This window comes from Dactylosporangium sp. NPDC005572 (assembly GCF_040605515.1).
Taxonomy (GTDB): domain Bacteria; phylum Actinomycetota; class Actinomycetes; order Mycobacteriales; family Micromonosporaceae; genus Dactylosporangium.
Genome location: NZ_JBEXCY010000117.1, coordinates 26028 through 35604 on the forward strand (window position 1 = coordinate 26028; position 9577 = coordinate 35604).

Here is a 9577-nt window from a genome sequence, read left to right on the forward strand (position 1 = left end):
AGCTGGCACGCGGTTAGGTTCGGCCGGCGAGTGGCGGTGGTTGGCGGTCGGGTGTTCGGCAGCCGGCGCGCGGGCGGGTCGGCCGTTGGGGCGGGCGTGGGTGGTGTCTGGCGGTTGCGGGGCTCGTGGGCGGACGGTCGGTGGGCGGTGCGGTGGCGGTGTGGGTGGTGTCAGGCGGTTGCGCGGGTGGCCGCGCGGGCCGGGTGCGGTGGGGGTTGGGGCAGGCAGGAGAGGGCGGAGTCGGTGAGCTCCGCGTACTCGCGGAAGGCGGACGTGCGGCGCAGGACCGGCTCGACCATCCGCAGGTCGTGCCGGGCGCGCTGGGAGCCGGACCGGACGCAGGCGAGCAGGGCGGTGCGGGCCGCGGCGCAGGCCGCGTCCAGGTCGCCGGCGGCGATGTGGGCCCGGGCCAGGGCGGCCGCGGTCAGGCCGGCCGCGCGGAAGCGCACGGACCTCGTCGCCAGTGCTCGTTCGAGGAGCGGCACGGCCGGGCGGCCCCGGCCCAGGACGGCGAGGCAGCGGCCGGTGGCGGCGGCGAGGTGGGCGTCGTCGAGCCAGTACGACCAGGGCGCGTCCAGCGCCGGGTCGCGCCGGGCGTGGACGCGCTCGGCCGCGGCGAGGGCCTCGTCGCAGGCGCGGCGCTCGCCGGCCACGGCCGCCGCGTACGCCTCCCGCAGCCACAACACCGCCGCCGTCCCGGCGTCGGCAGGCGCGGCGACCCGCCGCCCGGCCCGCGCCAGCCGCAGCGCCACTGACCGCCCGGCGACAGACAGGCCGACGGTTCCGGCCGGGCCGACAGCGCCGGCCGGGCCGAGGGTTCCGGGCAGGCCGACGGCGCCGGGCAGGCCGACGGCGCCGGGCAGGCCAGCGCCGCCGGGACGACCGGCGGAACCGGACCGGCCGGCGGTTCCCGGAAGGACGGCGGTGCCGGCGGAGCGGAGCGCGGCCTCGGCGCTGAGCTGGGCCAGGCAGCCGAGCAGGTGGCCGGCGAGGGTGCGGTGGCCGGCGGCCAGGGCCAGCCGGACCCCGCGCCGGAGCGGCTCGGTGCCGTCGGCGAGTGTGTGGTCGGCCGCGACCCAGGCGGACAGCTGCAGCAGCTCGGCGACCTGGGCGAGGGCGTCGCGCGGATATCGGCCGTCGGTGCGCCGGGCGGCCGCGTCCCGGACCGCCGCGCGGAGCTCGGTGCCGACCGCCGCGACCAGCTCGGGGCCGCTCAGCAGGTCGTCCATCCGGCGCAGCTCGGCGACCCGGACCGCACCGGCGGTGCCGCGGGCCGTGCCGGTCGCGGACGGGAGCCGGCCGGCCCGGAGCGGGGGCGTGCCGGGCAGACGCGCAGTCGTAAGCGGGACGAACGGGGGCGTGCCGGGCGGGCGTGTGGTCGTGGCCGGGGCGAGCGGGGGCGCGGGTGTGCGGCGGCGGGTGCGGGCGGCCGCGCGCTCCAGAGACTCCAGCGGGACCTCCAGCACCAGGGCGAGCCAGGCCAGCCAGGTGCCGGTCGGCACCCGCTCCTCGCGCTCCCAGCGGGAGATCTCGTGGCGGGTGACGGTCGGGACGCCCGCGGCGGCGCAGAGCTGCTCGGCCAGGCGGAGCTGGGAGCGGCCCAGCTCCAGGCGGCGGCGGGTCAGCAGGAGGCCCAGCGACTCGCCCTCGTCGGACACCATGCGACACGCTCCCTTCGTGGAAGGCGGCGGCAACCCCGCGCCGATGAGCGTCCGACCACCTTTCTACCGCCGGGGTACGACAGGATTCGGCGCCCCGGAGGTGCCGGAGCCGGGGCGGCGGGCACTACAGTCGGAGCGTGGCTCTCGGACTTCCTTCTGTCATGGGCGGTGGCCCTGCCTCGATCGGTCAACTGATCGCCGAGCAGGGGCCGACCTTCTCGTTTGAGTTTTCGCCGCCCAAGACCCCGGAGGCGGACCGGCAGCTCTGGCAGGCGATCCGGGAGCTGGAGTCGCTCCAGCCGTCGTTCGTGTCGATCACGTACGGTGCGGGCGGCACCACGCGGGACACCACCGTGTCGGTGACCGAGCGGGTTGCCACCGAGACCACGTTGCTGCCGATGGCGCACCTCACGGCGGTCAACCACTCCGTCGCCGAGCTGCGCAACGTGATCGGGCAGCTCGCCGGGGCCGGGATCCGCAACTTCCTGCTGGTGCGCGGCGACCCGCCGGGCGACCCCAACGCGGAGTGGGTGCAGCACCCGCAGGGCGTGCTCTACGCCGAGGACCTCGTGCGGCTGGTCCGCGATGCCGGCGACTTCAGCGTCGGGGTGGCCGCGTTCCCGTACAAGCATCCCCGCTCGCCCGACGTCGAGTCGGACACGGCGAACTTCGTGCGCAAATGCCGGGCCGGGGCCGACTTCGCGATCACCCAGATGTTCTTCGACGCCGACGACTACCTGCGGCTGCGTGACCGGGTCGCGGCGAGCGGGTGTGAGACGCCGATCGTCGCGGGCGTGATGCCCGTCACCAACATCGGCACGATCGCGCGGTCGCAGCAGCTCTCCGGGGCGCCGTTCCCGGCGCGGCTCGCGGCGCAGTTCGAGCGCGTCGCCGACGACCCGCAGGCCGTGCGGCGGCTCGGCATCGACCACCTCAGCGCGATGTGCCAGCGGCTGCTCGACGAGGGCGTGCCGGGCATCCACTTCATCACCTTCAACCGCTCCACGGCCACCCGCGAGGTCTGGCAGCAGCTCGGCGTCGGTGCCCGCATCTAGCTGGGACGACTACGCCGAGCGCTGGTCGGCGTCCCACGGCGGCTACGACCCGCGCACCGCGTCGCCGGTGGTGCGGGGGTGGCTGCGTCTGTCGTACCGCATCGGCGCCGCGATGGTCCGCGTGGGTGTCCGCGACCCGAACGCGGCGACGGCGGCGGGCCTGCTGCTGGCCGCCGCGGTGCCGGTCGTGGCGCTCGGCGGCCGCTGGTGGGCGGTCGGGGGCGCGGTGCTCGTGCTGCTCTCCGCCGTGGCCGACAGCGTCGACGGGGTCCTCGCCGTGGTCACCGGCCGCGCGAGCCGTCTCGGGCAGGTCTGGGACTCGGTCGCCGACCGGCTGTCGGAAGCCGCGTGGATGGCTGCGTTCTGGCTGCTGGGTGCGCCGGTCTGGCTGGCGGTGGGGTGCACGGGCGTGATGTGGCTGCACGAGTACATCAGAGCCCGCGCCACCGTCGCCGGCATGTCGGACATCGGGACCGTCACGGTCGCCGAGCGCCCTACTCGCGTCCTGATCGCGATCTTCGGGCTGCTCGCAACGGCCGCGGCCGGCCCGGCGGCGGCCGCCGCCGCCCTCGCCGTCATGCTGGCCGTCACCGCAGCCGGCCTGATCCAACTGCTCCGAACGGTCCGGAAGCAGCTCAGCGCGCCGGGCCGATGAGGTCGGCGACGATCTTCGCCGACAGCATGACCAGCGGCAGCCCGCCGCCCGGGTGCACCGAGCCGCCGACCAGGTACAGACCCCGCACCGGCCCCACGTTCGGCGGCCGCAGCAGCCCGTGGCTCGCCGTACCGTAGATCGCCCCGCCCGGCGTCCGGGTCGCCGCCTCCAGGTCGGCGGGCGTCAGCACCTCCTGGAACAGCAGCCGCTCCCGCACGTCGGCACCCCGGGCCGCGAGCACCTCGAGGATGCGCGTGGCGTAGGCGTCCCGGTGCGCGGCCCAGTCCACCGCGCCCTGCGGCGCCGCGTTGACGAGCACGAACCAGCCCTCGTGCCCCTCCGGCCGGACGGCGGGGTCGTCGGCGCAGGTCACGAAGATGGTCGGGTCGTCGACCGGGCGGGCCGGCCGGTCGAAGATCGCGTCGAACTCGGCGTCGTAGTCGCGCGGGAACCACACCGTGTGGTGCGCCAGACCGGGGGTGCGGCCGCGCAGCCCGAGCAGCAGGACGAACCCGCCCAGGCTGCGGGCCTCCAGCCGGCGGGCGCGGGCAGCGGCTCGCGGCACGGCGGGCAGCAGGTCGCGGTACACGTGCAGCGCGTCGGCGTTGGCGACGACCACGTCGGCGGGCACGGTCGTGCCGTCCGCCAGCCGCACGCCGGAGGCCGCCCGGCCGGTCGTCAGGATCCGGTCGACCGCGGTGCCGGTGTGGACCCGCACGCCGAGGCCGGCGCAGCGGTCCAGCAGCGCGTCGGCGAGCGTCCGCAGGCCGCCGCGCAGGTACCAGCCGCCGAACGCCAGCTCCGCGTAGGGGATCGCGAGCAGCGCGGCCGGCGCGCGGCGCGGGTCGGCGCCGGTGTAGGTGGCGTACCGCGCCAGCAGCGTCCGCAGCCGCGGGTCCCGCAGGTGGGTGCGGGCCAGCCCGGCGAGGGTGCGGCCGGGGGCGATCGCGGCCAGGTCGCGCAGCCGCCAGGCCAGCCCGGCCATCCGCAGCGGGCTGTCCACCGGAGCCGTCAGCACATGCTGCCAGGAGGCCTCCCAGACCCGGGCGGCCCGCTTCCACAGCCGGCGCCAGTCGTCGGCCGCCTCGGCGCCGAGGGTGGCCCCGATGCGGTCGGCGAAGCCGGGGCCCGAGTCGAGCACGGTGCCGTCGGGGAAGTGGTGGCGGACGACCGGGTCGAGCGGGACCAGGTCGAGCGGCGCCGGGCCGCCGGTGGCCGCGAACAGCTCCGCCGCGACCTGCGGCAGCGTGAACAGGCTCGGCCCGGTGTCGAAACGGAACCCGTCCCGCTCGTGGACGCCGAGCTTGCCGCCGGCGACCGGGGCCTGCTCGAAGACGGTCACCCCATGGCCGGCGGCGCGCAGGCGTACCGCGGCCGCGAGCCCGCCCACGCCCGCCCCGACGACGATCACGGACGCCACGCCGGCCGCCCCTTCCAGGTGACCCGCCGCCGGCGGGCGAACGAGCGCGCCACCAGCCACGCGAACAGCACCACCGACACCGGATGGGCCAGCGCGTCGACCGCCCGGCCGCCGGTCGCCCGGGCGCTGACCAGCCGCCCGGCGACACCGAGGCCGTACGCGAGCAGGCCCGGCCACTGCCCGAGCAGCGCCGTCAGCGGCAGCGCCACGTACAGCGCGAGCAGCAGCCCGACCACCGCCACGGCGCCGGCCGGCGAGCCGAACGACGCCCACAGCGACTTGCCGTAGCCGTCGGCGAGCTCCCGCCACGACGTGTACATCCGGCAGCGGGCCAGCCCGGAGCCGTCGGCGAGCGCGATCCGCCCGCCGCTGCGCTTCACCGCGCGGGCCAGCTCGATGTCCTCCAGCACCCGGTCGCGCACGGCCGCGTGCCCGCCGGCCCGGTCGTACGCGGCCCGCCGGACCAGCAGGAACTGCCCGCCGGCGGCGGCCAGCGACGGGCGGGGCGAGCGCTCCATCGCGCGCAGCGGCAGGAAGGTGAGCCACGACCACTGCAGCAGCGGCTGCACGAGCCGCTCGCCGACGGTGCCGGTCTCGATGCGCGGGTAGGGGCTGAGGAGATCGACGCCGGACTCTTCCAGCAGTGCGCCGGAGCGCTCCAGCGCGTCCTCAGCCAGTACCACATCTGCATCAATGAATGCCAGCACATCGGCTGTCGCCGCTTCGGCCAGCTGCTGGCACGCGTGCGGCTTGCCCAGCCAGCCGTCGGGCAGCGGCCGCCCGGACAGCAGCGTGAACCGGTCGCCGCCGACCCGCCGGACCAGCTCGGCGGTGCCGTCCGTGGAGCCGTCGTCGAGCACGAGGATCGCCGGGTCGCCGCGCAGCGCCAGCAGTGCCCGCAGGCAGGGCTCCACGCGGTGCGCCTCGTCGCGCAGCGGCAGCAGCACGGCGACGTTGCGAGTATCGCCCCGGCTCGATGGCCGCCGCAGCAGGAAGCCGTTGACGACGGTGTGGAGCGTGAGCGCGGCCAGCACGGCGAGCGCGACCGCGGTCAGGATCGCCACAGTCGCACCGCCAGCGGGACGGCGACGAGGCCCATGCCCACGGCTCCCCAGGCGGCCGAGGCGGGCAGGCCGAGGAAGACCGCGTGGGCCAGGACGGAGGAGGTGTACGTCCACAGGTAGAGCGCGTACATCGGCGCGTCGGCACCGGGCCGGTCGGGGCCGCCGGCGAGCCGCAGCAGCGCCATCATCGCCGTCGCCACGACCAGCCAGCCGGCGTAGTTGGTGACCGGGATCCCCGGCACGCCGGGCAGGGCGGTCGCCGGGCCCGACCACTGCCAGTACCCCTCGGACACCATCTGCGGATCGAGGAACAGGTCCCAGCTCGCCAGGCCCAGGCCGGCCACCCCGATGCGGGCGGGAGCCGTCCTCGTCAGGCGCCCCGCCGCCACCCAGGCCGGCCAGGCCATCCAGGTCCAGGCGAGCGGGATGACGAACGGCACGCCGAGCAGGCGGGGGCCGAGGGCGCCGGTGTAGTCGTAGTCGCCGAACGGGACGCCGGTGGCCCGGCCGAGCGCCTCGACGAGCAGGCCGCCGCCGGTCGTCACGGCGATCAGGGCCGCGGCCGTGCGGGGGCCGCGGGTGGTCCAGGCGTGCAGCACGGAGAGGAGGTAGCCGGCGACGACGGTCGCGACCACGAGCGCCGCGCGGGTGCGGCCGCCGGCCAGCGGGTAGCCGATCTCGGCGAGGACGAGGGCTCCGAACAGAATCCAGAGCCTCTTCACAGTGGCAGTTGCCGGCCGAGGACGGCGAACGGGCGGTCGTCGCCCGGGAAGTTGAAGTGCCGCAGCACGTCGACGAAGCCGAACCGGCGGTACAGCCGCCAGGCCCGCGAGGTCGCCTCGGGCGCCTCCGGGGTGGACAGCAGCACGGTCTGGTGGTGCGCGTTCGTCAGCAGCTCGTGCAGCTGGCGCGCGCCGATGCCGTGCCCCTGCGCGTGCGGGCGGACGTGCAGCTCGACCAGCTCGAAGCAGTTGCCGAGCCAGAACTTGCGGTGGTCGCGGCGCAGCGCGTTGCGGACCTGGTCGTGCCACCACTGGCCGGACGTGCCGCGGTAGCCGTAGCCGAAGCCGAGCAGGTTGTCGTCGTCGTCCAGCGTCGCGACCGCCTGGAACGACTCCCGGCGGGTGTGACCGGCGACGTAGCCGCGGCGGGTCTGCAGCAGCTGCACGGAGTAGCCCATCGCCTCGCCGTAGACCGCGATGACGTCGTCGAGGCGCTGGAGCAGGTCCTCGCCGCGCCAGCGCACCAGCCTCACGGGCCGTCCCTCCAACCGAGCACCTCCCGATCGCCGTCGACGCCGAGGAGCCGGAACCGGGCGAACAGCTCCTCCGCGTACCACCCGAGCCGGGCCGTGCGCTCCACGACCTCGGCGTGCTCGGGCTGACGGTACGCGAAACGCACGATATCCGCCGCCGAGCGCCACACGCTCACCGTGCCCTGGAATCCTACGGGGGCTTCGCCGACGCCCAGAGCGCAGAGCAGGCCGTCGGCCTGCTGCAGGTTCCTGGACACGGGATCGACGGCTCGCCAGAACTGGACGGCCCTGGTGGGGCGCAGGCGAGCCCTGGTCAGGACGGCGATCGGCCCGTCCCGTCGGTCTGCCGTGGCTGTGAAGGGATCGTGTCCCGACCAGGTGCCACGGCTGGCGATCGGCTCCAGCGTGAGGACGGCCTGCTGGACGGCGCCGCGCATCGGGGGCCGCGGGCCGTCGACGACCACCGCCGCCCACCGCGTGAGGTCCGCCGCGCCCACGCCGAACTCGCTGCCCCGGCCGGTGCCGAGCAGCTTGGCGAACCCGGCCGATCGGCTGAGCGGGCGGCGGTCCACCGCCATCGACCAGAACGCGAGCGGGACGGCGGCGGCACGCACGCGCCAGACGAAGAGCCTGACCGTCACGCGACGGATGCGGCGGTACCGGCGGTGACGCGCACGAGCTCGGCGAACGTGATCGGGAAGACCGCCTGGGGGATGCCGCCCGCCGCCCAGACCTCGTCGTACTGCCCGAGGTCCTCGTCGACCAGCGTCCGCAGCGGCTTGGGGTGGCCGAGCGGGGAGACCCCGCCGATGACCTGGCCGGTGTGGTCGCGGACGAAGTCGGCACTGGCCCGCTTGACCCTGCCGATCCCGAGCAGGGCGGCGACCTTGGCGGTGTCGACCCGGTGGGCGCCCGAGGTCAGCACGAGCAGCGGCTCGCCGTCGGCGTCGAAGATCAGCGAGTTGGCGATCTGCCCGACCTCGATGCCGAGCGCCGCGGCGGCGGCCGCCGCGGTGTGCACGGGCTCGTCGAGGACCTTGACCCGGCCGGGCTCGCCGGCGGCGTCGCGGGCGCCGGCCGCGTCGAGCGCGTCCTGGACCGCCTGCACGTTGGGATGCGACTGCATGGCTCCTATCTTGCCCGGTCCTTCCCGGACCCATTTTTTGTCGTACCCCCTGGCTATGGTCCCGGGTATGTCCCTCAGGCTGGGTGCGCAGCTCCTCGCGGGGCCGCCCGCCGCGACGGTTGCCGGTGCGGTCGGGCGGGTCGTCGGGGTGCAGGCCCAGTCGATGCCGGCCGCCCGCCTCGCCGTGCGCGCCCGCACGTCCGGGCTGGTCGCGGCCGACGTCGACCGGTCCCTGGCCGCCGGGGAGACGGTGCGCACCTGGCTGATGCGCAACACGCTGCACCTGGTCACCGCGGCCGACCACGGCTGGTTGCATGCGCTCTTCGCGCCGCTCAATCTGGCCGCCGGCCGCCGGCGGCGGGAGCAGCTGGGGCTCGACGGGGAGACCTGCGTGCGGGCCCTCGCCGCGGTCGAGGCGGTGGTGACCGACGGCCCGGTGGGCCGGGCCGAGCTGGTGCGGCGGGTGGTGGAGCGCGGCGTCCGGATCGACCCGTCCGGGCAGGCGCCGGCCCACCTGGTCGCCTATGCGGCGATGTCGGGGCTGGTCACGCGCGGGCCCGACCTGGCGCGCGGGGAGCCGTCGGTGGTCGCGGCGCCGGCGGCGGTGCCGGCGTTCGCGGGGGACGCGGCGCTGGGGGAGCTCGCCCGGCGATACCTGCTGGGCCACGGGCCGGCCGGGCCCGCCGACCTGGCGGCCTGGTCGGGGCTGCCGGTCGGGGCCGCGCGGCGGGCGTTCGAGGTGCTCGGCGACGGGGCGCCGGAGCCGGGGGCACCGCCCGGGGTGCCGGCGGTCCGCCTGCTCGGGGCGTTCGACCCGGTGCTGCTCGGCCATCGCGACCGCTCCTTCGTCCTGGCGCCCGAGCATGCCCGGCTGGTCAACGCCGGTGGGGGCATGGTCGGGGCCACGATCCTGGCCGAGGGGCGGGTCGCCGGGCTGTGGCGGCGGGCCGGCCGCCGGGTGGTGCTCGAGCCGTTCGCGCCGCTGCCCGCGGGGGTGCGCGCGGCGGTGCCGGCCGAGGTCGCTGACCTCGGGCGGTTCCTGGGGGAGCGGCTGGGGTGAACGTGCGAACGCGTGTACGAAAAAACTCGTGTCGGCGTTGCGGTCCCCGGGGTCCGCGGGTGTAGTCTTAGGCGTATCGAACGGATGTTCGAACTGCTTCGGGGAGGCGATTCGCGGCGCCGACTCCGAGCGCGGTCCGCGACACCGCGGAGGCCGGATTTTCGCGGGTCTGGCCTCAGGCGGGGTCGCTGCCCGCCGCCCACGACCCCCGGGCGGCGGCATCCGGGTGACCGGACTCCACGGGTTGAAAAAGCGCTCATCGCCGCAGCCAGGGCACCGCG

General features: G+C 76.2%; 10 protein-coding genes. 3 read left to right on the forward strand and 7 right to left on the reverse strand.

Annotated features, from left to right (window positions below; translation table 11 throughout):
- Positions 1-170: 170 nt before the first annotated feature.
- Positions 171-1661 carry a hypothetical protein gene (locus ABZS66_RS39075; RefSeq protein ID WP_354766856.1) on the reverse strand — a complete coding sequence of 497 codons (1491 nt, stop codon included), beginning with the start codon at positions 1659-1661 and terminating at the stop codon, positions 171-173.
- 137 nt (positions 1662-1798) lie between these two features.
- On the opposite strand from ABZS66_RS39075, the gene metF reads away from it, so the two are divergent.
- A complete protein-coding gene (gene metF / locus ABZS66_RS39080; RefSeq protein ID WP_354766858.1) occupies positions 1799-2716 on the forward strand; it encodes a methylenetetrahydrofolate reductase [NAD(P)H] in 918 nt (305 codons plus the stop codon).
- The gene (locus tag ABZS66_RS39085; protein WP_354766860.1) at positions 2703-3371 is read left to right on the forward strand and encodes a CDP-alcohol phosphatidyltransferase family protein; all 669 of its coding nucleotides are present in this window, start codon (positions 2703-2705) and stop codon (positions 3369-3371) included. The genes metF and ABZS66_RS39085 overlap by 14 nt, the downstream gene beginning before the upstream one ends.
- Here the strand turns inward: ABZS66_RS39085 and crtI are convergent.
- The 6 genes from crtI to ABZS66_RS39115 are packed head-to-tail and all read right to left on the reverse strand — an operon-like array spanning position 3352 to position 8236.
- A complete protein-coding gene (crtI, locus tag ABZS66_RS39090) occupies positions 3352-4791 on the reverse strand; it encodes a phytoene desaturase family protein (RefSeq protein WP_354766862.1) in 1440 nt (479 codons plus the stop codon). The two genes, ABZS66_RS39085 and crtI, sit on opposite strands and share 20 nt — an antisense overlap.
- Positions 4779-5849 carry a glycosyltransferase family A protein gene (locus tag ABZS66_RS39095; protein ID WP_354766874.1) on the reverse strand — a complete coding sequence of 357 codons (1071 nt, stop codon included), beginning with the start codon at positions 5847-5849 and terminating at the stop codon, positions 4779-4781. The genes crtI and ABZS66_RS39095 overlap by 13 nt, the downstream gene beginning before the upstream one ends.
- Positions 5843-6577 carry a carotenoid biosynthesis protein gene (locus tag ABZS66_RS39100; protein ID WP_354766864.1) on the reverse strand — a complete coding sequence of 245 codons (735 nt, stop codon included), beginning with the start codon at positions 6575-6577 and terminating at the stop codon, positions 5843-5845. Before ABZS66_RS39100 ends, ABZS66_RS39095 begins: the two co-directional genes overlap by 7 nt.
- On the reverse strand, positions 6574-7110 hold the full coding sequence (locus ABZS66_RS39105) for a GNAT family N-acetyltransferase (protein ID WP_354766866.1): 537 nt from the start codon (positions 7108-7110) through the stop codon (positions 6574-6576). The genes ABZS66_RS39100 and ABZS66_RS39105 overlap by 4 nt, the downstream gene beginning before the upstream one ends.
- Positions 7107-7751: a monooxygenase gene (locus ABZS66_RS39110; protein WP_354766868.1), complete on the reverse strand. Its 645-nt coding sequence runs from the start codon at positions 7749-7751 to the stop codon at positions 7107-7109. Before ABZS66_RS39110 ends, ABZS66_RS39105 begins: the two co-directional genes overlap by 4 nt.
- Positions 7748-8236: a YbaK/EbsC family protein gene (locus ABZS66_RS39115; RefSeq protein WP_354766870.1), complete on the reverse strand. Its 489-nt coding sequence runs from the start codon at positions 8234-8236 to the stop codon at positions 7748-7750. The genes ABZS66_RS39110 and ABZS66_RS39115 overlap by 4 nt, the downstream gene beginning before the upstream one ends.
- A 67-nt stretch (positions 8237-8303) precedes the next feature.
- Between ABZS66_RS39115 and ABZS66_RS39120 the strand changes: the two genes are divergently transcribed.
- Positions 8304-9296, forward strand: a complete 993-nt coding sequence (locus ABZS66_RS39120) for a winged helix DNA-binding domain-containing protein (RefSeq protein ID WP_354766872.1) — start codon at positions 8304-8306, stop codon at positions 9294-9296.
- The last annotated feature ends 281 nt before the right edge of the window (positions 9297-9577 follow it).

Excerpts from the sequence above, each read along its gene's own strand:
- ABZS66_RS39120 (WP_354766872.1), top strand. The coding sequence starts at position 8,304 with ATGTCCCTCAGGCTGGGTGCGCAGCTCCTCGCGGGGCCGCCCGCCGCG.
- ABZS66_RS39115 (WP_354766870.1), bottom strand. The coding sequence starts at position 8,236 with ATGCAGTCGCATCCCAACGTGCAGGCGGTCCAGGACGCGCTCGACGCG.
- ABZS66_RS39075 (WP_354766856.1), bottom strand. The coding sequence starts at position 1,661 with ATGGTGTCCGACGAGGGCGAGTCGCTGGGCCTCCTGCTGACCCGCCGC.